This window comes from Streptococcus mitis SK1080 (assembly GCF_000220085.1).
GTDB lineage: Bacteria > Bacillota > Bacilli > Lactobacillales > Streptococcaceae > Streptococcus > Streptococcus mitis_K.
This window is the reverse complement of record NZ_AFQV01000022.1, coordinates 13,446-38,067: the sequence shown is the minus strand read 5'-3', so window position 1 is coordinate 38,067 and position 24,622 is coordinate 13,446. Positions and strand designations below refer to the sequence as shown.

24 protein-coding genes and 1 pseudogene are annotated in these 24,622 nt (G+C 40.1%); 15 read left to right on the top strand and 10 right to left on the bottom strand.

Going from position 1 to position 24,622, the window contains the following annotated elements:
• The first annotated feature begins 2 nt into the window (after positions 1–2).
• Positions 3–7,496 carry a MiiA motif-containing surface protein gene (locus tag HMPREF9957_RS13335; RefSeq protein WP_369665127.1) on the top strand — a complete coding sequence of 2,498 codons (7,494 nt, stop codon included), beginning with the start codon at positions 3–5 and terminating at the stop codon, positions 7,494–7,496.
• A 154-nt stretch (positions 7,497–7,650) separates the two neighbouring features.
• Here HMPREF9957_RS13335 and HMPREF9957_RS09260 read toward each other — a convergent pair.
• A pseudogene (locus HMPREF9957_RS09260) lies at positions 7,651–7,824 on the bottom strand (IS630 family transposase); the annotation flags it as partial.
• Positions 7,825–8,473: 649 nt separating this feature from the next.
• Here HMPREF9957_RS09260 and HMPREF9957_RS09255 point away from each other — a divergent pair.
• From HMPREF9957_RS09255 to HMPREF9957_RS09245, 3 genes are all read left to right on the top strand, one after another.
• Positions 8,474–8,797 (top strand): IS1096 element passenger TnpR family protein, encoded by a 324-nt coding sequence (locus HMPREF9957_RS09255; RefSeq protein ID WP_419992010.1) that lies wholly within the window; start codon positions 8,474–8,476, stop codon positions 8,795–8,797.
• A 444-nt stretch (positions 8,798–9,241) separates the two neighbouring features.
• Entirely contained in the window at positions 9,242–10,228 is a 987-nt protein-coding gene (gene trhO / locus HMPREF9957_RS09250; protein ID WP_001030009.1) for an oxygen-dependent tRNA uridine(34) hydroxylase TrhO, read from the top strand.
• A 121-nt stretch (positions 10,229–10,349) separates the two neighbouring features.
• Positions 10,350–11,210, top strand: coding sequence for a DUF4299 family protein (locus tag HMPREF9957_RS09245; RefSeq protein ID WP_001140373.1), 861 nt, complete (start codon positions 10,350–10,352; stop codon positions 11,208–11,210).
• A gap of 69 nt (positions 11,211–11,279) precedes the next feature.
• On the opposite strand, the gene HMPREF9957_RS09240 is transcribed toward HMPREF9957_RS09245, so the two are convergent.
• From HMPREF9957_RS09240 to HMPREF9957_RS09210, 8 genes are all read right to left on the bottom strand, one after another.
• Entirely contained in the window at positions 11,280–12,344 is a 1,065-nt protein-coding gene (locus tag HMPREF9957_RS09240) for a DUF6574 domain-containing protein (RefSeq protein WP_000808450.1), read from the bottom strand.
• A gap of 62 nt (positions 12,345–12,406) precedes the next feature.
• The gene (locus HMPREF9957_RS09235; protein ID WP_001229051.1) at positions 12,407–13,321 is read right to left on the bottom strand and encodes a DUF4097 domain-containing protein; all 915 of its coding nucleotides are present in this window, start codon (positions 13,319–13,321) and stop codon (positions 12,407–12,409) included.
• A complete protein-coding gene (locus HMPREF9957_RS09230; protein ID WP_000198700.1) occupies positions 13,314–13,907 on the bottom strand; it encodes a DUF1700 domain-containing protein in 594 nt (197 codons plus the stop codon). The genes HMPREF9957_RS09235 and HMPREF9957_RS09230 overlap by 8 nt, the downstream gene beginning before the upstream one ends.
• A complete protein-coding gene (locus HMPREF9957_RS09225; protein ID WP_000273854.1) occupies positions 13,894–14,220 on the bottom strand; it encodes a PadR family transcriptional regulator in 327 nt (108 codons plus the stop codon). Before HMPREF9957_RS09225 ends, HMPREF9957_RS09230 begins: the two co-directional genes overlap by 14 nt.
• Positions 14,221–14,813: 593 nt before the next feature.
• Positions 14,814–14,963, bottom strand: coding sequence for a 50S ribosomal protein L33 (gene rpmG / locus HMPREF9957_RS09220; RefSeq protein ID WP_001265622.1), 150 nt, complete (start codon positions 14,961–14,963; stop codon positions 14,814–14,816).
• Positions 14,964–14,978: 15 nt separating this feature from the next.
• Entirely contained in the window at positions 14,979–15,161 is a 183-nt protein-coding gene (gene rpmF / locus HMPREF9957_RS09215) for a 50S ribosomal protein L32 (protein ID WP_000290417.1), read from the bottom strand.
• A gap of 151 nt (positions 15,162–15,312) precedes the next feature.
• On the bottom strand, positions 15,313–15,513 hold the full coding sequence (locus tag HMPREF9957_RS0102530) for a type II toxin-antitoxin system antitoxin (protein WP_000796544.1): 201 nt from the start codon (positions 15,511–15,513) through the stop codon (positions 15,313–15,315).
• A gap of 2 nt (positions 15,514–15,515) precedes the next feature.
• Entirely contained in the window at positions 15,516–16,523 is a 1,008-nt protein-coding gene (locus HMPREF9957_RS09210) for an SPFH domain-containing protein (RefSeq protein ID WP_000136834.1), read from the bottom strand.
• A gap of 184 nt (positions 16,524–16,707) precedes the next feature.
• Here HMPREF9957_RS09210 and ilvD point away from each other — a divergent pair, with 184 nt between their 5' ends.
• Complete coding sequence (gene ilvD / locus HMPREF9957_RS09205; RefSeq protein WP_000137343.1) at positions 16,708–18,411, top strand: dihydroxy-acid dehydratase; 1,704 nt, start codon at positions 16,708–16,710, stop codon at positions 18,409–18,411.
• Between the two features lie 60 nt (positions 18,412–18,471).
• Here ilvD and HMPREF9957_RS09200 read toward each other — a convergent pair whose 3' ends face one another.
• Entirely contained in the window at positions 18,472–18,813 is a 342-nt protein-coding gene (locus HMPREF9957_RS09200; RefSeq protein ID WP_001204052.1) for a metal-sulfur cluster assembly factor, read from the bottom strand.
• A gap of 167 nt (positions 18,814–18,980) precedes the next feature.
• Here HMPREF9957_RS09200 and hisS point away from each other — a divergent pair, with 167 nt between their 5' ends.
• From hisS to HMPREF9957_RS09155, 10 genes are read left to right on the top strand one after another with little or no spacing between them, the layout of a single operon-like run.
• On the top strand, positions 18,981–20,261 hold the full coding sequence (gene hisS, locus HMPREF9957_RS09195; protein WP_000775853.1) for a histidine--tRNA ligase: 1,281 nt from the start codon (positions 18,981–18,983) through the stop codon (positions 20,259–20,261).
• A 50-nt stretch (positions 20,262–20,311) separates the two neighbouring features.
• The gene (locus HMPREF9957_RS0102525) at positions 20,312–20,725 is read left to right on the top strand and encodes a hypothetical protein (protein ID WP_419992009.1); all 414 of its coding nucleotides are present in this window, start codon (positions 20,312–20,314) and stop codon (positions 20,723–20,725) included.
• Between the two features lie 9 nt (positions 20,726–20,734).
• The gene (locus tag HMPREF9957_RS09190) at positions 20,735–20,941 is read left to right on the top strand and encodes a helix-turn-helix transcriptional regulator (RefSeq protein WP_001176233.1); all 207 of its coding nucleotides are present in this window, start codon (positions 20,735–20,737) and stop codon (positions 20,939–20,941) included.
• Positions 20,941–21,129 (top strand): hypothetical protein, encoded by a 189-nt coding sequence (locus HMPREF9957_RS09185; RefSeq protein ID WP_001057637.1) that lies wholly within the window; start codon positions 20,941–20,943, stop codon positions 21,127–21,129. The genes HMPREF9957_RS09190 and HMPREF9957_RS09185 overlap by 1 nt, the downstream gene beginning before the upstream one ends.
• On the top strand, positions 21,116–21,304 hold the full coding sequence (locus HMPREF9957_RS09180) for a hypothetical protein (protein ID WP_001046131.1): 189 nt from the start codon (positions 21,116–21,118) through the stop codon (positions 21,302–21,304). Before HMPREF9957_RS09185 ends, HMPREF9957_RS09180 begins: the two co-directional genes overlap by 14 nt.
• Positions 21,305–21,315: 11 nt before the next feature.
• Positions 21,316–22,059 (top strand): DUF3169 family protein, encoded by a 744-nt coding sequence (locus tag HMPREF9957_RS09175; RefSeq protein ID WP_000728781.1) that lies wholly within the window; start codon positions 21,316–21,318, stop codon positions 22,057–22,059.
• 10 nt (positions 22,060–22,069) lie between these two features.
• The gene (locus HMPREF9957_RS09170) at positions 22,070–22,894 is read left to right on the top strand and encodes an ABC transporter ATP-binding protein (protein ID WP_000621675.1); all 825 of its coding nucleotides are present in this window, start codon (positions 22,070–22,072) and stop codon (positions 22,892–22,894) included.
• Entirely contained in the window at positions 22,887–23,585 is a 699-nt protein-coding gene (locus HMPREF9957_RS09165; protein ID WP_000488845.1) for an ABC transporter permease, read from the top strand. The genes HMPREF9957_RS09170 and HMPREF9957_RS09165 overlap by 8 nt, the downstream gene beginning before the upstream one ends.
• Positions 23,586–23,594: 9 nt before the next feature.
• On the top strand, positions 23,595–24,236 hold the full coding sequence (locus HMPREF9957_RS09160) for a CPBP family intramembrane glutamic endopeptidase (protein ID WP_000771203.1): 642 nt from the start codon (positions 23,595–23,597) through the stop codon (positions 24,234–24,236).
• Between the two features lie 17 nt (positions 24,237–24,253).
• Entirely contained in the window at positions 24,254–24,484 is a 231-nt protein-coding gene (locus HMPREF9957_RS09155; RefSeq protein WP_000832195.1) for a hypothetical protein, read from the top strand.
• Positions 24,485–24,622 lie beyond the last annotated feature (138 nt).

Here is a 24,622-nt window from a genome sequence, read left to right as displayed (position 1 = left end):
AAATTAAAAAAGCATCAGAAGAAGCAATTAATGGTGCTAAGAAAAATGCTGACGTTGATAAAGCTAAAAAAGCAGGTGAACAAGCAATTAAAGCAATCAACTCTGCACGTCTACCAGGTAATAAATTAGTTGCTAAAAATCCAACAAATCTAGATGCTGACGAACAAGCTAAACTTCAAAAAGCTATCGAAGCTGTAAACCCAGGTGCAACTGTAACAGTAAATCCTAATGGAAGTGCGAGTGTAATTTTACCAAATGGTAAAACTGTACCGTTAGAACAAGCAGACTTAACAAAATCTGCGGATGATTTAAATAGTCCAACTGGTGGTAACAACATTAACCGTCCAGTGGATAAAGTTATCGTTAAAGATCCTGCGAATTTAACAGATGCTGAAAAAGCAAAAATCAAACAAGCTGTTCGTGACGTTAACCCTAACGCAGTAGTAACAATGGATGATAACGGAACAGTTACTGTTTCAACTCCAGAAGGAAATACAGCAGCATTCCCAGCATCAGAATTAGTACGTACATTAGCAGATGCAGCAAAAGGTGATTCAGGTAATGCAGGAGTTCGTAAGCCAGCGGATAAGTTGGTTGGAGATGCTACAAATGCAGACCTTCAAGCAAAAGCAGCTGAAAAACTGAAAAAATTAAATGGTGGCGACGAAAAAGTTCAAGCTATTAACTATGACACTGAAGGAAATGCAACAGTAGTTCTTAAAGACGGAACAATTGCGACAATTCCAGCATCAGACTTATTCAAAACACCAGAAGAAGCTAAAAAAGCAAATGGTGGAGATGACATCAACAAACCAAACTCACAAACTGTAGTAGCAAATAAAAATGCTTTAACAGAACCAGAACGTGAAGCAATCAAAGCGAAAATCGCTGCGGTTAACCCAGAAGGTTCAGTGATTACAGTTAACGAAAAAGGTGAAGCTACAGTAACAACACCAGAAGGAAAAACAGCAGTAATCGATACTGATGATTTAGTTAAAGGTGCTGACGAAAAAACTAATCCAAAAGCTGGTAACAACATCAACAACCCAGCAGACAGAGTACAAGTAGCAGATAAAGCTGAATTAACAGATCCTGAACTTGCTAGAATTAAAGCAGCAGTTGAAGCAGTAAACCCAGGTGCAACAGTTGTCGTTGATGATAATGGAAATGCGACTGTAACAACACCAGAAGGAAAAACAGCAACAATTCCAGTAGCTGATTTAGTGAAGACAGAAGCTGACAAAGACGATGTAACTGGTGGAAACCAAGTAAATACTCCAGCAGATAGAGTAGTGGTTGAAAACTCAGCTGAATTAACAGAGCCAGAAAAAGAAGCTATTAAAGCTAAAATCCAAGCAGTAAACCCAGGTGCTGACGTAGTATTTGACGAAAAAGGAAATGCAACAGTAACAATTCCAGCAGCACCAGGTGAACAACCGAAAACTGCAACAATCCCAGCGAGCGATTTAGTAAAACCTAAAGCTGACTTAGCTGACCCAGCGAAACAAGATGCTGTAAACAAACCAGCAGACAAAGTAGTAGTTGATCCGGCACTAGTAGATAATTCAGATGCAACATTACCTCAAACGGCTAAAGATGCTATTAAAGCAGCTGTAGCAGCAGTTAACCCAGATTCAACTGTAGTAGTTGATGACAAAGGAAACGCAACAGTAACAACACCAGGTGGTGAAACTGTAGTAATTCCAAAAGCTGACTTAGTGAAGAAAGAAGCTGACAAAGAAACTGCTAAAGCAGGAAACAACATCAACAAACCAGCAGACAAAGTAGTTGCTGATAAAGATGCCTTAACTCCTGAAAATATTGAAGCAATCAAAGCTAAAGTTCAAGCAGTAAACCCAGGTTCAACAGTAGTAGTAGACGACAAAGGAAACGCAACTGTAGTTACACCAGACGGACAAACAGCAACAATTCCAGTAACTGACTTAGTGAAATCTCCAGAAGAAGCTAAAGATGCTAAAGCAGGAAACAACGTAAACAAACCAGCTGATAAAGTATCTGCAAACAAAGATGCGTTAACTCCTGAAGACATTAAAGCAATCGAAGCTAAAGTTAAAGCAGTTAACCCAGATGCTAAAGTATTCGTTGACAACAAAGGAAATGCAACAGTATCTACTCCAGATGGTAAAACAGCAACAATTCCTGTTGAAGACTTAGTAAAAGATCCAGCAGCTAAAGATGAAGTAAATGGTGGAAACAAAGTAAACACTCCAGCAACGAAAGTGGTTGTAACAGATCCTGCTAATATCAAGGCTGATGAAGATAAGATCAAAGCAGAAATTCTTAAAGTTAACCCAGGTGCAACAGTAGCATTCGATACAGAAGGGAACGCAACAGTAACAACGAAAGATGGAGCTGTAGCAACAATTCCAGCATCTGATTTAGCAAAAGATGCAGCTGACTTAACGAACCCAGACAAACAAGATGCAGTTAAGAAACCAGCAGACAAAACACTTGTTAAGAAAGCAGGCAAATTAACTCAAGCTGAAAAAGATGCAATCAAAGCAGCTGTAGAAAAAGTAAATCCAAGTGCAGACCCAACTAAACCTACTACAGTAGTTGTAGATGACAAAGGAAATGCAACAGTCACAACACCAGACGGTAAAACTGAAGTAATCCCAGCATCTGACCTAGTGAAAACTGCAAAAGAAGCTGAAGGAGCAAACGCAGGAAACAACATCAACAAACCAGCGGATAAAGTTTCAGCAACACCAGCAGATTTAACTGGAGATAAGAAAGATGAAGTTAAAGCTAAAATCCAAAAAGCTGTAGAATCAGTAAACCCAGGTGCAACTGTATTCGTTGACGACAAAGGAAACGCAACAGTCACAACACCAGACGGTAAGACAGCAACAATTCCTGTGGAAGATTTAGTGAAAGATCCAGGTGCTAAAGAAACTGCAACAGCAGGAAACAAAGTAAATACTCCAGCAGAAAGAACAGTAGTAGCAAATCCAGCTGAATTAACTGATGCTGAAAAAGCTAAGATTACTGCAGCAATTCAGGCGGTAAACCCTGAAGGAACTAAAGTCGTATTTGACGAAGCAGGAAACGCAACAGTAACAGTACCGAATGAAGACGGAACTACAGCTACAGCGACAATCCCTGTAAGTGACCTAGTGAAATCAAATGCTGAAAAAGATCTATTGGATCCAGCTAAACAAAATCCAGTTAAGAAACCTATCGATCAAACAGTAGTTGCTGATAAAGATGCACTAACACCAACAGACAAAGAAAAAATCGCAGCTAAAGTTAAAGAAGTTAACCCAGGCTCAACAGTATTTGTAGATGATAAAGGAAATGCAACAGTAACAACTACAGATGGTAAGACATTAGTAATCGCAGCGGATGATTTAGTGAAAACTGATGATGAAGTATTAAGCGATCCAAAAGCAGGTAACGTTATTAACAAACCAGCAGACGGCGTATTTGTTAAAGATGGACAAATCACGGATGATGTTAAAGCAAAAATTGCTGCTAAAGTTCAACGTGTAAATCCAGGTTCAACAGTATTCGTAGATGAAAATGGAAATGCGACAGTAACAACACCAGAAGGTAAAACTGCAACAATTCCAGTAGCTGATTTAACGAAGACTGACGCTGATAAAGCTAAAGTGAATGCAGGAAATAAAATCAATTCACCAGCAGACAGAGTGCTAGTGAAAGACAGAGATAAATTGACAGCGGAAGATATTCAAGAAATTGAGAAAAACATCTTAGAAGTTAACCCAGGAGCAACAGTAGTATTTGACGCAAAAGGAAATGCGACTGTTAAGAATGCAAATGGAGACATCGCAACAATTCCTGTAGAAGCCTTAGCGAAACCAAAAGCAGATCTATTAAAACCTGAGAAACAAGATTTAATTAAGAAACCTGTTGACAAAGTGTTAGTAACAGATCCAGCTAACGTGGATAAAGACGCTATTAAGAAAGCTGTTGAGGAAGTGAACCCAGGTTCAACGGTGGTTATTGATGACAATGGAAATGCAACGATAACTACAGAAGATGGTAGAAGCTTTGTAATTCCAGCAAAAGATTTAGTGAAAACAGCAGAAGAAGCTAAAAATGCAAAAGCTGGAAATAACATTAACAAACCAGCGGATAAAGTAGTAGTAGCAGATCCAACTAAACCATTATCTCCAGAAGAGAAAAAAGCGATTGAAGCTAAGATTAAAGCAGTAAATCCAGATGCAAAAGCGATCTTCGTAGATGATAAAGGAAATGCTACAGTAACTGTAGTAGATAAAGATGGTAATACAGCTACAGCAACAATTCCGGCAAAAGATTTAGTGAAAAATGCAGAAGAAGCTAAACAACCAAATGCAGGAAATAAGGTAAATACACCAGCAGATAAAGTAGTTGTAAGCGATCCAGATCATTTATCAGACGAAGATAAAGCTAAGATTGCAGACGCAATCAAAGCGGTAAATCCAGAAGCTAACGTGGCATTTGACGACAAAGGAAATGCAACGGTAACAACTAAAGATGGTGATATTGCAACAATTCCAGCGGCTGATTTAGTGAAAACTGCAGAAGAAGCAGCGAAACCAAATGCAGGAAACAATATCAACACACCAGCTGATAAGACTGTAGTAGCAGATCCAAACTCATTAACTGATGATGAGAAGAAAGCAATTGCGGCTAAAGTAGCAGCAGTTAACCCTGGTGCAACTGTAGCAGTAGATGACAAAGGAAACGCAACAGTAACAGTAAATGGTAAGACAGCGGTAATTCCAGCGGCGGCATTAACTAAGACAGCAGATTCAGCTAAAGAACCAAACGCAGGTAACGACGTAGTTAAACCAGCTGACAAGACAGTTGTAGAAAATCCAGAATCATTAACAAAAGACGAGCAAGATGCAATCGCAGCCAAAGTTGCAGAAGTGAATCCAGAAGCTAAAACTGTAGTTGTTGATGACCAAGGAAATGCAACAGTAACAACTAAAGATGGTAAGGCAGTGGTTATCCCAGCGAAAGATTTGGTGAAAACAGCAGAAGAAGCAGCTAAGCCAAATGCAGGAAACGATGTAAACACTCCAGCAGATAAGACTGTAGTAGCAAATCCGAATGCTCTAACTCCAGAAGAGAAAAAAGCAATCGAAGAAAAAGTTAAAGCAGTAAATCCAGGTGCTGAAGTTGTAGTGGACAACAAAGGAAACGCAACAGTAACTAAAGATGGTAAGACAGCAGTCATTCCAGCATCAGACTTAACTAAGACAGCAGATTCGGCTAAAGAACCAAACGCAGGAAACGACGTAGTTAAACCAGCAGATAAGACTGTAGTAGCAAATCCAGACTCATTAACACAAGATGAGAAAGATGCAATTGCAGCTAAAGTTAAAGCAGTAAATCCAGGTGCTGAAGTTGTAGTGGACAACAAAGGAAATGCAACAGTTACACCTAAAGATGGAAAACCAGTTGTAATTCCAGCATCAGACTTAACTAAGACAGCATCAGACGCAGCTAAACCAAACGCAGGAAACGACATCGTTAAACCAGCAGATAAGACTGTAGTAGCAAATCCAGACTCATTAACACAAGATGAGAAAGATGCAATTGCAGCTAAAGTAGCAGCCGTCAATCCAGGTGCTGAAGTTGTAGTAGACGACCAAGGAAACGCAACAGTAACAGTAAATGGTAAGACAGCGGTCATTCCAGCGGCAGACTTAACGAAGAATGCAGATGCAGAAAAGGCACCAAAAGCAGGAAATGACATTGTTAAACCAGCTTCTAAGACAAAAGTAGCAAATCCAGACTCATTAACAAAAGATGAGAAAGCAGCAATTGCAGCTAAAGTAGCAGCAGTAAATCCAGGTTCAACTGTAGTCGTAGACGACCAAGGAAACGCAACAGTAACTCTTCCAAACGGAAATACAGCAGTTATTCCAGCATCAGATTTAACAAAATCTGAAAAAGATGTGAACGATGGCAAAGCTAAAGACAATGCAGTTACACCAGCTTCTAAGACAAAAGTAGCAAATCCAAATGCCTTAACTGAAGCTGAGAAGAAAGCAATCGCAGACAAAGTTAAAGCAGCAAATCCAGGTGCTGAAGTTGTAGTAGATGACAAAGGAAATGCAACTGTAGTGAAAGATGGCAATGTTTCAGTTATCCCATCAACAGACTTAGTTAAAGTTGAAGATGATGCTACGAAACCAAATGGTGGTAACGATGCAAACACACCAGCAGCTAAGACTGTAGTAGCAGATCCAACTAAACTTACAGATGAAGAAAAAGCAGCTGTTAAGAAAGCTGTAGCAGCAGTAAACCCAGGATCAACCGTAGTCGTAGATGACCAAGGAAACGCAACAGTAACCAAAGGTGACGGAACAGTTCTTAACATCCCAGCTTCAGACTTAGTAATCCCAGCAGAAAAATTTGCTGACGAAGCTAAGACTGCTAAAGTGAAAACACCAGCTATCCGTACATTAGTTGGAAATAAAGAAAACTTAACAAAAGACGAAAAAGACGCTGTTAAGAAATCAATTGAAGCAGTCAACCCAGGCGCAACTGTAGTAGTAGACGATAAAGGAAACGCAACAGTAACAATGCCAGACGGTTCGACAGCAACAATTTCTAAAGAACAACTAGTGAAAGATAAAGAAGCTGTTTCTAAATCTAAACACGGTGGAGATAATCTTGATATCGACTTGAGTAAAGTAGAGGTAGCAGACCTTGCTAATATTACTCCAGAAGAAAAAGCGAAATTCCAATTCAAAGTTCTAGGTGCTATCACTGATCTTGAAGAATTCGATATTAGCACTCTAGAGAAATCAACTGATGATGAAGGTAATACAATTTACGCATCTAAAGATGGTAAAGTGAAAATTACAATCGACAAAGATGGTAATGCAACAATCGAAAAAGATGGTAAGAAAGAAGCAGCAGTTAACATCGATAAAGCTGGAAATGTAACAATCGTTACAAAAGAAGGCCAAGTATTAGCAATTCCAAGAGATGACGCATTCAAACAACGTCCATATGTACCATCAAATGGTGGAGGCAATAACGCAGCTAATAACACTGCCGCAAAAGTGGATAAAGCGAAGTTAGAAGGTGGTATCCATCAATTAGATGAATTGATCATTAAAGAATCAGCTAAGCTTGATGCAGAAACTGCAAAAGAAGCGACTGGCTTATTGGCAGACGCTAAGAAAGTATTTGCTAATGCAGACGCAAGTCAAGCAGAAGTGGATGCAATGGTTAAACGTATCGAAGACTTCATGGCGAAAGTTGCTCCATCAACTGACCATACAAGCCCAGCTAAGGACCAAGCTGCTCAAACATCAGATGTAGCTCCAGCTACTGCTCAAGCAGCAAATGCCAACCAAGCAACAGCAAACACGCGTAAAGCAGCTAAAGAATTGCCAAATACAGGTACAGCAGATTCTACTGTAGCTATGGTAGCAGCTGCCGCAAGTGCCTTACTTGGTCTTGGTCTTGCAGGCCGTCGTCGTAAAGAAGACGAAGAAGCTTAATTGGTAGATTGTTTGATAAACATCAAATAATAAATCCGATTTTCAAAGCTTAAATAAGTACCTCTCATAAGAAAATCTCCTAGCAGGAAAGTCTGCTAGGAGATTTTTGTATTATGTGACTATAGTGGATTGAATTAAGAACAGTATGATGTGACTACAATAAATTGAAGCAAGAATAAGACAAAAGAGTCTTGTAAAAAGTATTGCAACTTACCAATACCTTTTTGATATGAGCCGATGTTTTTTCGATAGAGTTGTATTCAGGTGAGTAGGGAGGAAGTGGTAAAAGTTTATACCCAAACTTTTCATATAATATAGTGAGTTGAGTCTGAAATAGTACACTATGACTTCTAAAACATTACTAGAAATTGATTGGATTTTCCTGACTGATTTATTCAGATTTAATTTCACTATAATACCACAAGCCTCTTTAAGAGGTAAATGACGCGTCAGGAGCAATGAGACCTAAACAATAACGTGAAAGCCAGCGTCTTTAAGTGCCGGCTGGTAATTTGGACTTATAGCCCTGGTACAGAGGCTGGATAAAACTTAACTTCAGGAAAAAGTGAAGTAAATTTTTCACAATAAAACGGCTAGTATCAAGATTTTTCAACACGTGACAATATGTGTTTTCTAATTTTAAATATTTTTTACCCAGCATCATGATTTTTGTTTAGTATAAGAACACCTTGCTTGGCGCAGGGTGTTTCGCGTGAAACAGAGGGATTATCTAGTTTCAAATACCACAGTTAGACAAACTTATGTTAAAATGACTGAGAGGGAATGTCTCTTAGGCGCAACCCTATCGATTAGCTATTGGAGGTATTATGGTACACTTAAAATTAGTAAAACAAGAAATAGAGGCTGAAAAATCAGCATCTGTAGAAGCCTGGGTCATTTCCGTCAAATTTTAAAAAGGTTGCTACCGACATATACAGATTCCAAAAACAAAAACGTTAGCGGAACTAGCAGATGTGATTTTATGGAGTTTTGATTTTGCAAGTGATCATGCTCATGCATTTTTCATGGATAATGTTGCGTGGAGTCATGCAGATTCTCACTTTCTTAGCTTTGTCAGTGACGATGTTGAAGAACGTTACACAGAAAATATCTATCTGGATATCCTAAATGTCAAACAAAAATTTAAGTTTATTTTCGACTTCGGTGATGAATGGCGTTTCGAATGTCAAGTGCTGAGAGAAATCGAAACAGAGGACGAAGAAGCTTATCTCGTACGTTCGGTTGGAACGCCACCAGAACAATATCCAGATTATGATGGTTTTGACTATGAAGAATGGTAGAGTGGGTAGTTGAGAAACAAAAAATAATCCACTAGTGCTAAACAGAAATCAAAAAGTAAACTACAGGACTAACCACAGATAGATTAACATTCTTTTTGAGGCTTTAGATAATATTGACAAAATCAGAAATAAATCTATGAAAAGGTTGCCTACCTAGATTGCTTTTTGATTTTAGAAGAGTATAGATTGATTTCGTGTATTCATTCCTAATTCCTAAAAACTGAATCACTGTTTTCCTCAGGCTTGTCTGGGGAAGGCAGTGATTTTTTGAAACAAAAAACATAGATATCCGTGTTTCTTATCACTATTTAACCATTCAGGAAATTTCGAGAACCCTCTACAATTTCCAGTCAAATAAATTGCATTCGTTTTCTCAAGCAGGTATACTAGTATGGATAAATAAAAAATTTAGAAAATTTAAGAATAGAAAAGAGAACAAATCTTATGGCAAAAGATATTCGTGTCTTACTTTACTACCTTTATACTCCAATTGAAAATGCAGAGCAATTTGCTGCAGACCACTTGGCTTTCTGTAAATCAATCGGCCTTAAAGGTCGTATCCTAGTCGCTGACGAGGGAATTAACGGAACAGTTTCAGGTGACTATGAAACAACTCAAAAATACATGGACTACGTTCACAGCCTCCCAGGTATGGAAGACCTCTGGTTCAAGATTGACGAAGAAAATGAACAAGCCTTCAAGAAGATGTTCGTTCGCTACAAGAAAGAAATTGTCCACCTTGGTTTGGAAGACAACGACTTTGACAACGATATCAACCCACTTGAAACAACAGGTGCTTACTTGTCTCCAAAAGAGTTCAAAGAAGCCCTTCTTGACGAAGATACCGTTGTCCTTGACACACGTAACGACTATGAGTACGACCTAGGACACTTCCGTGGGGCTATCCGCCCAGACATCCGCAACTTCCGTGAATTGCCACAGTGGGTTCGTGACAACAAAGAAAAATTCATGGACAAGCGCGTCGTGGTTTACTGTACAGGTGGCGTTCGCTGTGAGAAATTCTCAGGCTGGATGGTCCGTGAAGGTTACAAAGATGTCGGCCAATTGCACGGCGGAATCGCAACTTACGGTAAAGACCCAGAAGTTCAAGGTGAGCTTTGGGATGGGAAAATGTACGTCTTTGACGAGCGTATCGCCGTTGATGTCAACCATATCAACCCAACTATCGTAGGGAAAGACTGGTTTGATGGAACACCATGTGAACGTTATGTCAACTGTGGAAATCCCTTCTGTAACCGTCGTATCTTGACATCAGAAGAAAATGAAGACAAGTACCTTCGTGGATGCTCACACGAGTGCCGTGTTCACCCACGTAACCGCTATGTTTCAGAAAATGAATTGACACAAGCTGAAGTGATCGAGCGCCTAGCCGCTATCGGTGAAAGCTTGGATCAAGCAGCTACTGTATAAGATCAAACAGTCCTTAGGGGCTGTTTTTCTATGCTTTGTACTCAAAAATCTAAAGTTTGTTTCTGTATCTTTCAGAAAAATAAGGTATACTGTATGTAAACGATTTCAAAGGAGTCCAGTTATGGCGAAAACATTTTTTATTCCAAATAAACAGAGCATTTTAGGAGAACAGGAGATTTTGACTGCCAAGTCGATCTTGGCCTTGGTAGATGGCTTGGAGTCACATAGCTATGATGCAGTCTATCTCCGTCAGCCTCTTAACCGTCTCGAGTCTATCGAGTGTGCGATAGTGGGGCAGTCACAATTTCTCTTTAAGGTCAGTTATGCTGATGGTCAAAAGGCCTATCGTGTCGATCTTCCTGACCTACTAACGAAGACAGACTGGCAGATTATCAAGTCATTTTTAGATGCTCTGCTTGCTTATACAGGAACTGAGATTGAAGGACTAGATGGTTTTGATTTTGAAGCTTATTTCCAAGCAAGTATTCAAGCCTATCTGACAGACACTGTAGCTCGTTTTACGATTTGCCAAGGAATTTTTAATCCTATTTTCTTTAGTCATGAGGATTTGAAAAGCTTTTTAGAGGCAGATGGCTTGGCTCAGTTTGAAGTACGTGTACGTGCGGTTCAAGAGACCGATGCCTACTTTGCAAGAGTTTCCTTTTATCAGGATGGAGAAGGGCAAGTGCATGGTGTTTACCATCTGGCTCAAGGGGTCAAGACCGTTTTACCGAGAGAACCATTTGTACCTGCAGCCTATATTGAGCAATTGGTGGATAAGGAAGTCCAGTGGGAAATTGACTTGGTTCAAATCACAGGAGATGGCTCTAAACCAGAAGACTATGAAGCCATTGCCCGCTTGGACTATACAAAATTCCTAGAGTTACTACCATCAGCATCTTACCACCAACTAGACGCCAATCAATTAGAAGTTCAACCCATCTTAGACAAAGATTTTAAAACATTAGCACAAGAAGAGTAAAGTAGAAGCAGGTCAATCGACTTGCTTTTTGGCATAGAAAAATCCTGCCATGAAAGACAGGATTGAAGTTTAAAGAAAGGCCAAGATACGAAGATAATCTCCAATCAGTGCCACTTCAGCTACAAAGAAGAGGAGGATAATGACTCCGTTCACAAGGACAGACAAGAATAACTGATAGAAAGAGTCGCTTTCACTTGCTTGACTCGGTCTTGTAATGATATGAAGGCTAGCAAGCAGAATGATTCCAATGCTAATCACACACAAAAGGGCTGAAAATCGTAGGCTATCAAAGAAGGCAAAGAAACTAGCAATGGCAGTGAGGAAGATTGGAATTGCCAAGAGTTGACTATATTGTTGGAGAATCTTTTCCAGCGTCCAGTCCTTTTCTTGGTAGATAAATCGTCTCACGACGAAACTACCCAAGAGGAATGAAAAGAAGAAGAGCGTTGTCGCTACTAGGATAGAGATAATCGAAAAGAGATTTAATGAAGCAAATTGTTCAGGGAAGTGATTATGCATAGTTGCTATATGTCCATAGTAAGCATGTTTGATATGGTAGATACTAAAGAAAAAGGAAGATGCAGAAAACAGAATGAGCAAGAGAAAGGCTGTGTAGCTGTGTGTGCTACTTGTTTCAAGCTTGCTTGTAGGAGATTTGAGAGCCTCCACTAGCCAAGACCAAAAATCAAGTACTTGCTCTTTCCATCTATCCGTAGATTTTGGAGCTTGGTCGGGGATATAAGGACTTTCTAAGGATTTACTGAGAAGAAGAGGCTCTTTCAAGATTGTTTTTTGCTGAGGAAGTGCTTCTTGACTCTCTTCAGCTATAGTGGCTTTTTCTGTTTCTTTAGAAAGGTCTGGATCTTCTTCAGTAGAATCTAATGCTTTCTTTTCTTCTATTTCTGTTCTCGCTTCACCGCCTTCAGGAGTTTCAATTTTCTCTTCTTGCTGGTTTTCCAGTTCGACTGCAGCTTGAGAGACTTCCTCCTCTACTTGAGTATTTTTTTCAATTGGTGTATCGAGATCGGCTATCGTTTCTTCAGCCTTGTCTGCAACCTCTTGAGCTTGCTCTTCAGGCTTGTTCTTGCTTGTTGTTTTTACAAAATCATTACTTTCAAACCATTCTTGTTTCATGGTAGAACCTCCTTTTTAGTTAGATAAATATGCTTCCATAGTAGCAGATGTAAGCGTTTTTGTCAACGTCTGCTTGGTGTGGATATTAGTTCAATATCATCATTAGATCTAGCAATGAGTTGATCCTTGACATCGGTTTTTTCAGTTTTGTAAGGGTTGCTTAATTCCGTGCCTCTTGATTCAGGCTTTTCTCTTGTGAATTCGTGGATAGAACCATAGTTGCTTGAGATGTCCCAGTTAATTCGTTGGCTCTCTTTCTGGTCTAGGATGATTCTGAGATAATATTTGGCAGTCAGTTCAACCCTACCATGGACTTGGATATTTTCAGCGTGGAAGTGATGTTCTGTTGACTCTAGCTGACTATCTGTAAGGTCTGTATCAAAGATATTAATGATATTAGGGGTTGTGAGTTTACTGTTTTTGATACGACTTCCTTCAATTCGGAGGAGATAGGCATTATTGGTATTGAGGGTCGCATTTTCAAGGCTGGCATTTATGATGGTGGTTTGTCCACGATTGGCTGAGATGTTAATCCCTTTTAGACTTCTTCCTTTTGGTAATTGGAGAATAACTTCTTCAAAACGACGAGAGTAGCTGCTTGCGATATGGAGAATCCCGCCAATTCCAGAAGAGAGAAATGGAGTTTCAGACAGTTTCTTATCAGTGAGGGTCAGCATTTTATCGTTCTGATTTGTGATAAGATCATGGTGAGCAGAAAGAGATGGATGGTAAGAAATGTGGATTTGATCATCGAAAGAGTCTGTGATGGTCAGTGCGTGTTGATGGAGAGTAATCTCTAGGTTTTCGACTTCCTTGCCAAAGGTCAACTCTTCCATCCGACTATCATAGACAGGCTCCTTGGACATGGCAAGCAGACTCTTAATCCCGTCAGATTGGATCCCTACAAAGAGCAGGATAAAGCCGATAATGGTAGTCACCACACCAAAAATGAGAAATCCTTTTGTCAATTTACGCATGCTGGTCACCTCTCTTTCCTTTTTTGAGAACAAATTGCACCAGGCGAACAATGAGTAGGCCGAAGAAGCGGGCTACATAGGAAATACCTAGTAAGACTAGTGAAGAAGCACCGATAGCCAGTAAACCAGAACCGAAAATCAAGATAAAGGCTGATTTGGCTTGGGCGAGGACAGTGAAACTTTCAACTAAAAATAGGAATCCGCCGATGATACCAAGTATGGAAACCGCAAAGAAAGCCAAGATGACAGTCAAGGCTGCCACAAGGATTGCGAACAGGGACACGAGGATGGCGATTCCCAGAGGAATACCGATGGGTGCTGCAAGGAGAGCTAACAAGGCGATATGCAAAATTTGTCGGTTATTCTTTTGAGCGGGTGCTTCATTGATTTTTTTATCGAGAAGATTGGATAGAACTTCGTGGGCTGCTTCTTTGGGAGTTCCCAAACTGGCAATGAGTTCTTCTTCTCCTTCGACTCCAGCATCGTCAAAGAGTTCCCTGAAATAGTCCATGGCTTCAATTTGGTCAGCCTGAGGCAGTTTTTTGAGATAGAGTTCTAGCTGAGTCAGGTATTCAGTTCTTGTCATGGCGGATACTCCCTTCTATGATGCCATTGATGGTGTCTGTATAGAGTGCCCATTCATCTTTTAGGGTCAAGAGCTGTTCTATACCACCATTTGTCAAGGAGTAGTATTTGCGCATGCGACCTTGGAACTCTCTAGAATAGGTTGTCAGAAAGCTATTGCCTTCCAATTTTTTGAGAATGGGATAGAGTGTGGATTCTTTGATATTAGCGATCAGCTTAATGGTTTGGCTAATCTCATAACCATAAGAATCCCCTTTTTCCAGTACGGCCAAGATGAGAAATTCAATCAAGGCAGAGGATGTTGGGAAGTACATGGGAAACCTCCTTTTCTAATGTATAAGATTTTTATATATAATTTTTCTACACATACATTGTACATCTAAAAGAAAGCCCTGTCAAGAGAAATGTGTAAAATTTTTATATATAAAAAACGCAGGCTTTGTACTGACCCCAAAAAGTTAGATTTTTTCTGTCTAACTTTTAGGGTGCAGTTCATTCAAGGATTGATACTATGTGTTTTTCTGATTTTATACTCTTCGAAAATCTCTTCAAACTACGTCAGCTTAGCCTTGCCGTAGTACGGTTACTGACTTCGTCAGTTCTATCTGCAACCTCAAAACGGTGTTTTGAGCTGACTTCGTCAGTTCTATCCACAACCTCAAAACACTGTTTTGAGCAACCTGTGGCTAGCTTCCTAGTTTGCTCTTTGATTTTCATTGAGTATTAAAGACTTTTTGCCCAGCCTCTTCTCCTCTTGCTTTTAATTGTCTGAATCAATATTCTTATTTCAAAAAAGGTAGTGAAAAAGGTAGTGATTCGGTTGATTTTTATTGAAATGTATTGAAATTAACAAAAAGAAAAAACGCTTGAATAGCGTTTTTCTTCTGTATTGATTCGTATTGAATGCTTACTTAACCTCTGTAAACACAACGTGTTTGCGAAGTTTTGGTGAGTATTTCTTCAATTGAAGACGGTCTGGAGTGTTACGTTTGTTTTTAGAAGTAAGGTACAAGCGTTCACCAGATTCTTTGTGTTCAAGTGTAATATTTACGCGCATGGTATCTCCCTTCTATTATTCAGCTGATGCAGCTTTAGCGATTTTACGTCCTTTGTAGTATCCTTTAAGTGATACACGGTGAGAACGTGAGTAATCTCCAGTAGTTTCGTCAAAGTTTACAGATGGAGCTGTTACTTTGTAGTGTGTACGACGTTTGTTTTTCTTCGCTTTTGAAGTGCGACGTGCAGGTACTGCCATTTTGATTTCTCCTTTAGGTATTTATATTCGATTCAATCTACTGATTTTCATCAACTATACTAGGATAACACATTTTTTTTGTAAAGTAAAGTTACTTGACAAAAAAAGATGAAAAAATTCTCCTGTCAGTCCTAGCAGACAGGAGAAGGTGTTAAATATCAATCTCAAATGGTTCGTCAATGGTTTCTGATACGTATTTTCCGTCTTTCTTCCGTTGCTTGACACATTCTGTGAGGAGATACTCGATTTGCCCATTGACTGATCGGAAGTCGTCTTCTGCCCATGATGCGAGTGCAGCGTATAACTTTGTTGAGAGTCGAAGGGGGATCTGCTTTTTTTTAGCTTCAGCCATCTTTAGTAAAGACTTCCTGTGTTGACAATTGGTTGTGCATCATGATTGCCACAAAGAACGACAAGGAGATTTGAAACCATGGCAGCTTTTCGTTCTTCGTCAAGCTCTACCAATTCCCCTTCATTGAGTCGTTCTAGTGCCATTTCAACCATTCCTACAGCACCATCCACAATCATCTTACGGGCATCAATAATGGCAGATGCTTGTTGGCGTTGAAGCATGACAGCAGCAATTTCTGGTGCATAAGCTAGGTAAGTGATACGTGCTTCAAGGATTTCCAAGCCAGCATCCTCAACGCGACTTTGGATTTCTTCGCGAATACGGTTAGCAACAATTTCGCTAGAGCCACGGAGACTACCTTCATCGGCTTGGCCGTCACCCGTAGTATCCACATTAGGAGACACATCGTAAGGATAGATGCGGACAATGTTACGGAGGGCGCTATCACATTGCAATGAAAGATATTCTTTGTAGTTATCAACGTTGAAGACTGCTTTGGCTGTATCAACAACTCTCCAAGTTACCGCGATCCCGATTTCTACAGGATTTCCTAAGCAATCATTGATTTTTTGACGAGAATTGCTCAAGGTCATAACCTTGAGGGAAATCTGTTTCTTACCAATTTCAATGTTTACATCATTGCCATTTGATGATTTCATTCCTGACAAAGGAGATTTTGTGCTAACATCACCACTTTGTCCAAGTCGAGTGTGGTTTGCAGGGTTGACTGCTACGCTGAAGGGATTGACAAAGTAAAAACCAGGTTCTTTGATGGTACCTGTATAGTTACCAAAGAGTGTCAGAACCAGAGCTTCTTGAGGTTTGACAACTTTTAAACCAGCATGAGTTAGCGCTGCAATTACGATTAGTAAAGGTCCGATAATAATTCCAAAAATGTTTTCCGAACCAGCACCCATTATCAATATAAAGATACCAAGTACGATTGTCAACTCAATGAGAATCAATGCGAATACACCATTTGGTTTTGAATTGATTAGTTTTTCAGTCATAAGAATGACCTCCTATTATTTGATATCTAAATGATATCACGTTAATTTATAAAGTCAAGAAATAAATGGAATATTTTTAAAGAAAAGATTGCTGTATAGAATTTTCTGAAAATTCAAGAATTTTCTTCTGTTCATTGCCTTTAAAATGTGCTATAATAGTAAAAACTGAAATGGGAGGGAACAAATGACTGAATTAGATAAACGTCACCGCAGTAGCATTTATGACAGCATGGTTAAATCGCCAAACCGTGCTATGCTTCGTGCGACTGGTATGACAGATAAGGACTTTGAAACACCGATTGTGGGAGTGATTTCGACTTGGGCGGAAAATACACCATGTAACATTCACTTGCATGATTTTGGGAAATTGGCTAAAGAAGGTGTCAAATCGGCAGGTGCTTGGCCTGTGCAGTTTGGAACTATCACTGTAGCGGACGGGATTGCTATGGGAACGCCTGGTATGCGTTTCTCTTTGACATCTCGTGATATCATTGCAGACTCAATCGAAGCGGCTATGGGTGGCCACAACGTGGATGCCTTTGTTGCTATCGGTGGCTGTGACAAGAACATGCCTGGATCTATGATTGCTATTGCTAATATGGATATTCCAGCTATTTTCGCCTATGGTGGAACTATTGCACCGGGAAATCTTGATGGCAAAGATATTGACTTGGTTTCTGTTTTTGAAGGTATCGGAAAATGGAACCACGGTGACATGACGGCTGAGGACGTGAAACGTCTTGAATGTAATGCCTGCCCTGGACCTGGTGGCTGTGGTGGTATGTACACTGCTAATACCATGGCGACTGCTATTGAAGTTCTCGGTATGAGTTTGCCAGGGTCTTCATCTCACCCAGCTGAATCAGCTGATAAGAAAGAAGATATCGAAGCAGCAGGACGTGCTGTTGTTAAGATGTTGGAACTCGGTCTCAAACCGTCAGATATCTTGACTCGTGAAGCCTTTGAAGATGCCATTACTGTAACCATGGCTCTCGGTGGTTCTACAAATGCCACTCTTCACTTGCTTGCTATTGCCCATGCCGCTAATGTTGACTTGTCACTTGAGGACTTCAATACGATCCAAGAACGTGTGCCTCACTTGGCCGACTTGAAACCTTCTGGTCAGTATGTCTTCCAAGACCTCTACGAAGTCGGTGGTGTCCCTGCGGTTATGAAGTACTTGTTGGCAAATGGTTTCCTTCACGGAGATCGCATCACATGTACTGGTAAGACTGTTGCTGAGAACTTGGCTGACTTTGCAGACCTCACACCAGGTCAAAAAGTTATCATGCCACTTGAAAATCCAAAACGTGCAGACGGTCCGCTTATCATCTTGAACGGGAACCTTGCCCCTGACGGTGCGGTTGCCAAGGTATCAGGTGTTAAAGTGCGTCGTCACGTTGGTCCAGCTAAGGTCTTTGACTCAGAAGAAGATGCTATTCAGGCCGTTCTGACAGATGAAATCGTTGATGGCGATGTAGTCGTTGTTCGTTTCGTTGGACCTAAAGGTGGTCCTGGTATGCCTGAGATGTTGTCACTTTCATCAATGATCGTTGGTAAAGGCCAAGGAGATAAGGTTGCCCTCTTGACGGATGGCCGTTTCTCTGGTGGTACTTATGGTCTGGTTGTTGGACATATCGCTCCTGAAGCTCAGGATGGTGGACCAATTGCCTACCTTCGTACAGGCGATATCGTTACGGTTGACCAAGATACCAAAGAAATTTCCATGGCCGTATCTGAAGAAGAACTTGAAAAACGTAAGGCAGAAACAACCTTGCCACCACTTTACAGCCGTGGTGTCCTCGGTAAATACGCCCATATCGTATCATCTGCTTCACGCGGAGCCGTGACAGACTTCTGGAATATGGACAAGTCAGGTAAAAAATAAACTCAAAAAGCAAGCCAACTTCGGCTTGCTTTTTTTCATCTTCAAAAGTAATTTACCTGCTTAACGAGGTGGCAGTCCAAGGGCAATACGGCCGTAGCGACTGATTCGTGTGATTTTCCAAGCAGGCGACCAGGTAACTTCAACCTTGACATCTTCGATACCCTCGATTTGTTTCAGACCTGCCACGATTTCGATAGGCAGGCTTTCGGCACAATCGCAGGCAGTATCGGTGAAGGTCATGACAATTTTGCAGAGGCCTGTTTCGTCTAGATTGATTTCATAAATCAGCCCTAGATTGTACACATCCAATTCCACATCTGTATCAAAAACCTTCTCTAGTTTTTCGATAATTTGGTCTTGCAAGGCTAAAGCGCGGTCATTGATTTTGATATCGTCTCTCATTACAGTCCCTCCACGTGATAAATATCCTCTATTTTCTCATAATTCTGACAATTTGGCAAGTTTTTGATAAATTTTCTGAAAAGACTCTCTTGAGATTTTCTTCTCTCACTGTTTTAATCCCTCTATTTATGGTAAAATAAGACTATTAAGTTTAAAGAGGATTCCCTATGAAATTACAAAAACCAAAAGGAACGCAGGATATTTTGCCTGCTGAATCTGCCAAATGGCAGTACGTTGAGGGCTTTGCCCGTGAGATTTTCAAGCGCTACAACTATGCAGAAGTGCGCACGCCTATTTTTGAGCATTACGAGGTTATCAGTCGCTCTGTCGGAGATACAACGGATATCGTAACCAAGGAAATGTACGATTTCTATGACAAGGGTGACCGTCATATTACCCTCCGTCCAGAAGGAACTGCGCCCGTTGTCCGTTCCTATGTGGAAAATAAACTCTTCGCCCCAGAAGTGCAAAAGCCAAGCAAGTTCTACTACATGGGACCGATGTTCCGTTATGAGCGTCCACAGGCAGGGCGTTTGCGCCAGTTTCACCAGATTGGGGTTGAGTGCTTTGGCTCTAGCAATCCAGCTACCGATGTGGAAACCATCGCGATGGCAGCCCATTTCTTGAAGGAAATCGGTATCCAAGGTGTCAAATTGCACCTCAACACTCTTGGCAATCCTGAGAGTCGTGCGGCCTACCGCCAAGCCTTGATTGACTATTTGACACCGCTCAAGGAGACCTTGTCTAAGGATAGCCAGCGTCGCTTGGAGGAAAATCCTCTCCGTGTCTTGGACTCTAAGGAAAAAGAAGACAAGGTAGCTGTAGAGAATGCGCCTTCTATCTTGGACTTCCTTGATGAAGAAAGCCAGGCTCATTTTGATGCTGTGCGTCAGATGTTGGAAAATCTTGGAGTAGACTACATCATCGATACCAATATGGTGCGTGGTTTGGACTACTACAACCACACGATTTTCGAGTTTATCACTGAGATTGAGGGCAATGACCTGACCGTCTGTGCGGGTGGTCGCTACGATGGTTTGGTTGCTTACTTTGGAGGCCCAGAAACCGCTGGATTTGGCTTTGGACTTGGTGTAGAGCGTTTGCTTCTCATTCTTGAAAAGCAAGGTGTGGCCCTCCCTATCGAAAACGCCCTAGATGTCTATATAGCAGTTTTAGGAGAAGGGGCAAATGTCAAGGCCTTGGAGTTGGTACAAGCCCTTCGCCAACAAGGATTCAAAGCAGAGCGTGATTACCTCAACCGTAAGCTCAAAGCTCAGTTCAAGTCAGCTGATGTCTTTGCTGCTAAGACCCTTATCACCCTAGGAGAGAGCGAAGTCGAAAGCGGACAAGTAACGGTCAAGAACAACCAAACCCGAGAAGAATTGCAAGTGTCACTTGAGACAATCAGCCAAAACTTCTCAGAAATCTTTGAAAAACTAGGATTTTAATAACAGAAAGACTGGTCAGGAACCCAATCCTGACCTTTTTCTTTTGCAAAATGACAAAAATAATAAACTTTTTGACAAATATGCTTGTCAAAAAGAAAAAGATGTGTTACAATATAAGCAAGTTAAGAGAAAAGGAGAAAGGAACGATTATGTGGGCATTAGGATTTGTACCTCTTGTGATTATGTATTATATCTACCATTCCCAAAAGGTCAAGAAACTAGAGAATAAAATCAAAAGAATTGAGCAAAAACAGAAAGGAAATAAAGAAATGTCAAGAATTTTAAAAGAATTGATTGGGAAAACACCGACAATCGTTGGACAAGTTTTTGGAACAGACAACTGGGAAGTTGTAGATGTTGACGAGGAATGGGTCAAACTACGTCGTGTTGATAAAAAAGGAAAAGAAAAATTCAAACTACAACGCATTGAGGATATCCAAACCGTTGAATTTGACGGAAAGTAGGTGTGTAACATGCAACTAAAAAATCGTCTAAAAGAGCTGCGGGCTCGCGATGGCCTCAATCAAACCGAACTAGCTAAGCTAGCAGAGGTTTCCAGACAGACCATTAGCCTATTAGAACGGGACGAATACACCCCGTCCGTTGTGATTGCCTTGAAAATATCTCAGATTTTCAATGAAACAGTCGAATCGGTATTTCGCTTGGAGGAAGATGAGTGATGAACATGTATAGAGTGGTTTATTATATGAGTGTTCTTGCCCTTATTGTGAATGCCTTTGCTATGATTGGAACATTACTGGGTTGGTTCTATTTTGTTGAAAGTAAGTATTTGTTTTGGATTAACTTAGTCCTCTTGTCCATTTTCAATCGGTTGAAGAAAAAGGAGAAAAATGATGAACAAGTATAAAGTAATCTATTATGTAGTTGCCATAGCTCTATTAGTCAGCGTGTTTCTATTGATTGGGATGGACTTAGGCTGGTTTAATCCATATCAAAGTGACCAATTTATTTGGGCCTATTTTGCCCTCATCCCAGTAATTGACTGGATTGAAAAGAAATCCAAAAATCTAGCAAGTGAATAAGGAGAATGAATATGAAAAAGAAAAATAAACGTGGATTGTTGTTATTTTTAATGTCTGTTGTCTTGGGAGGTTTCTTGGGCATGTTTGTAGGGATGTTTAAGGCACGTGCCGAATCCCACGAAATTATGTTAGATGTGAAAGTCTTGATACCATGGATATCAGCTATTTGTTTACTGATAGGTTTCATTAGTCTTCTTTTGACGTTCAATTTCCTAAAGAAAAGCAGAAAATTTCACTCCTTGTATCAAGAGGAAATGGATGATGATCTGAATGAAGCCTATTATGTGCAGATGTATCGGAATCTCGAGTTTGGAACTATTGCTTTTAATAGTGCAAGCGTAGCGATTTTATTGGCTCTCTTCATTTCAGGAAGTGAAGTAATTGTACTCGATATAAGCCATATAACCTTATCCCTTTCCTTTTTGGGATTAGTGTTGGTTTTCAATGCTCAAAATTATCTTTTTAAGACTATTGCGATTGTTCGTCAGATTGGTTTGGTGTTTTTCTCTACACCAAAGGATATCTTGGAGCATTTCGATTCTTACGATGAAGGGGAGCGCAAGGCTAATTTGGAACAGAGTTTTCGGATTTTATTCCAATTAAATAACTATGTCTTGCCAGGTCTCTACTTTCTGATTGCTCTCTTTTCTTTACTGACAGGAGAGATTCAGTTACTAGCCTTCTTGCTTGTAGGAGCCATCCATATTTATATTAATGTGATGCAGTTACCTATGGTGAAACGTTATTTCAAATAAAGGAGTTTCTATGATTCGTGTTGAAAATGTAAGCAAAAGTTTTGGGAGCAAAAAAGCTCTTCATCAGATTTCTTTTGAGATTAAGGAGGGAGAAATCTTTGGTTTTCTTGGCCCTTCTGGCTCAGGTAAAACAACCATGATCAATGTCTTAACAGGTCAGTTGGCTGCAGATCAAGGTAAAACAGTTTTGTTAGGCAAGAATTCTCAAGATTTAACCTCAAATGATTTGGAACAAATTGGTATTGTTAGTGATGGCAGTGGTTTTTATGAAAAGATGAGTCTTTACAAAAATCTGCTCATTTACGCTAAGTTATATGGTCTCAAGTCAGATAGAGTAAATCAGGTGCTCCAACAGGTTGGATTGGCAGATGCTAAAGACATCATCGCAGAAAAACTATCTACTGGAATGAAACAACGAATGTTCTTAGCCCGTGCCCTTCTGAATGCACCTAAGATTCTCTTTCTAGATGAGCCAACCAGTGGCTTAGACCCTACAACATCTAAGATGATTCATACCCTACTTCAAGAATTAAAGCAGGCGGGGACAACTATCTTTCTGACCACGCATGATATGCATGAAGCAACTCTGCTTTGTGATCGCTTATCTCTTTTAAATAAGGGTAATTTAATAGAGTATGGAAGTCCACAAGACATTATCCAGAAGTACCATGTGGATAAGAAAGTACATGTGGTTTATAACGATGGACGAGAACAGATAGTTCCATTTGAAGAATTGCCACATTTAGACACGACAGATTTGATGGTGGTTCACTCTTGTGAGCCGACACTAGAAGAAATCTTTATCAGATTGACAGGAGAAAAGTTAGATGTTTAGAAAATTAAATGCACTACTATGGTTAAGATTACAAGTCCTTATTAGCAATTCATCTTTGTTAGCAACTTTATTGATGCCTTTTGGTATTGCTGTTCTATATAATGAATTGTCAAATAAGAATGGACAATTGAGCCTATTTTTACTATCTGCTAGCTTGACGATGGTCTTGAGCATGGGAAGTGGTTATATGGTATCGATTATGATGGCAGAAGATAAGGAAAAACGAAATCTCAAATCACTCATTCTAAGTGGTGTGACAGCAACAGAATATACTATTAGTATGCTCGTTCTACCTATTTTGATAATGTTGGTTGCTATGATTGTACTTCCCATCTATCTTAAAGTAGATGTATCTGGTTATTTATTTGCCTATGCTATCTATTTGCTCCTAGCAACTATTTGTATTATTTTTCTCAACCTTCTAATCGGTGGGGTGTCAGATACTCAATCTAAAGCGCAAGTCTATAGTATCTTTCCTATGTTAATTGTCTCTATTTTACCCATGATTGCTTCTCAAAATGATACGGTTCAGAAAGTGTTGGATTACTCGTTCGTTGGTCCTATTGTAAATCTTTTAAATAAAAAAGGTGGAGAAATATCTTTTTCTAATATTGGTATGTTACTTGCCTGGGTACTTGTGTTAGGAATAGCAAACCTCTTTGTATTGAAAAACAGCTATAAAGCAAGATAGGAGAACTTTATGAAACTACTTAAAAACCTTGGCTGGTTTCTTCTAGCCATTCTATCCTTTTTATTCATCTATGGCTTCATTCAGGTGCTCGCGACTACGTCGCTTGCCTTAGGCGCTTCACCCTATGCTGTGACCTTGCTCTATGTGGCCTTGGCTGGAGTTTATGTGTACGGCATTTACAAATGGTATCAGAAAGGTCCTGTTCGTATTGAGAAGAGTGGCTTCAACCGATTTATTTGGCTTCCTGCCTTGGTTTGGTTCTTATCTCTGGTTGTCCAGTTTTTCTTGCCAAATGATCCTTCAGTAAATCAGCAAATAGCGATAGACTTGACCTTGTCTCAACCACTTTTCTCATTCTTTGCGGTCGTTATTTTTGCTCCTTTGACGGAAGAACTTATCTTTAGAGGGATGCTGGCACGCTATCTCTTTCCTAAGCAGGACAATAGTAAACAAACTCTGATTTTTCTTCTGGTATCCAGTGTTCTGTTTACCTTGATTCATTTCCCAGGTGATGTGCAACAATTTTTTGTCTATTTTAGCCTTGGTTTTAGTTTGGGATTGGCCTATATTAGCAGAAAAGGTCTGGTCTACAGTATTTCTCTCCACGCTTTGAATAATTTAGTCGGCTTTTTGATGATACTCATGCTATAATAGAGTCAGGAGGTCACATGAAACGAGTAATTTTATTAGCAGTGATTCAAGCAGTCGTTCTATTTTTCATCATTGGGGGATTAGCTTATGCCTTCAAAGGTGATTTCTTCTATAGCCACCTAGCAGTGGTCTTTGCCCCTATTGCTGGTATCTGGCGTTTTGGGACAGCTTACACAACGGAGATTGTCTTGCCTCGAAAGGCAGCTGAAATCGCTGAAAAGCGTAAAGTAGGCAACAATTCAAAATAAAAGAGTCCGGTGAAGTTCATCGGATTTTTGTATGGGCGCTAATTTTTATGGTCGTCACTGGATTTTTAAAGACAGGCAAACTTTTCTGCTGATTTTCATGAAGAGCCTGCGCTTTTATGGTAAAATAGTAACAGAATA

Coding starts and splice junctions, on each gene's coding strand:
- trhO (WP_001030009.1), top strand. CDS start 9,242: ATGGCAAAAGATATTCGTGTCTTACTTTACTACCTTTATACTCCAATT.
- HMPREF9957_RS09245 (WP_001140373.1), top strand. CDS start 10,350: ATGGCGAAAACATTTTTTATTCCAAATAAACAGAGCATTTTAGGAGAA.
- HMPREF9957_RS09240 (WP_000808450.1), bottom strand. CDS start 12,344: ATGAAACAAGAATGGTTTGAAAGTAATGATTTTGTAAAAACAACAAGC.
- HMPREF9957_RS09235 (WP_001229051.1), bottom strand. CDS start 13,321: ATGCGTAAATTGACAAAAGGATTTCTCATTTTTGGTGTGGTGACTACC.
- HMPREF9957_RS09230 (WP_000198700.1), bottom strand. CDS start 13,907: ATGACAAGAACTGAATACCTGACTCAGCTAGAACTCTATCTCAAAAAA.
- HMPREF9957_RS09225 (WP_000273854.1), bottom strand. CDS start 14,220: ATGTACTTCCCAACATCCTCTGCCTTGATTGAATTTCTCATCTTGGCC.
- rpmG (WP_001265622.1), bottom strand. CDS start 14,963: ATGCGCGTAAATATTACACTTGAACACAAAGAATCTGGTGAACGCTTG.
- rpmF (WP_000290417.1), bottom strand. CDS start 15,161: ATGGCAGTACCTGCACGTCGCACTTCAAAAGCGAAGAAAAACAAACGT.
- HMPREF9957_RS0102530 (WP_000796544.1), bottom strand. CDS start 15,513: ATGGCTGAAGCTAAAAAAAAGCAGATCCCCCTTCGACTCTCAACAAAG.
- HMPREF9957_RS09210 (WP_000136834.1), bottom strand. CDS start 16,523: ATGACTGAAAAACTAATCAATTCAAAACCAAATGGTGTATTCGCATTG.
- ilvD (WP_000137343.1), top strand. CDS start 16,708: ATGACTGAATTAGATAAACGTCACCGCAGTAGCATTTATGACAGCATG.
- HMPREF9957_RS09200 (WP_001204052.1), bottom strand. CDS start 18,813: ATGAGAGACGATATCAAAATCAATGACCGCGCTTTAGCCTTGCAAGAC.
- hisS (WP_000775853.1), top strand. CDS start 18,981: ATGAAATTACAAAAACCAAAAGGAACGCAGGATATTTTGCCTGCTGAA.
- HMPREF9957_RS0102525 (WP_419992009.1), top strand. CDS start 20,312: ATGACAAAAATAATAAACTTTTTGACAAATATGCTTGTCAAAAAGAAA.
- HMPREF9957_RS09190 (WP_001176233.1), top strand. CDS start 20,735: ATGCAACTAAAAAATCGTCTAAAAGAGCTGCGGGCTCGCGATGGCCTC.
- HMPREF9957_RS09185 (WP_001057637.1), top strand. CDS start 20,941: ATGAACATGTATAGAGTGGTTTATTATATGAGTGTTCTTGCCCTTATT.
- HMPREF9957_RS09180 (WP_001046131.1), top strand. CDS start 21,116: ATGAACAAGTATAAAGTAATCTATTATGTAGTTGCCATAGCTCTATTA.
- HMPREF9957_RS09175 (WP_000728781.1), top strand. CDS start 21,316: ATGAAAAAGAAAAATAAACGTGGATTGTTGTTATTTTTAATGTCTGTT.
- HMPREF9957_RS09170 (WP_000621675.1), top strand. CDS start 22,070: ATGATTCGTGTTGAAAATGTAAGCAAAAGTTTTGGGAGCAAAAAAGCT.
- HMPREF9957_RS09165 (WP_000488845.1), top strand. CDS start 22,887: ATGTTTAGAAAATTAAATGCACTACTATGGTTAAGATTACAAGTCCTT.
- HMPREF9957_RS09160 (WP_000771203.1), top strand. CDS start 23,595: ATGAAACTACTTAAAAACCTTGGCTGGTTTCTTCTAGCCATTCTATCC.
- HMPREF9957_RS09155 (WP_000832195.1), top strand. CDS start 24,254: ATGAAACGAGTAATTTTATTAGCAGTGATTCAAGCAGTCGTTCTATTT.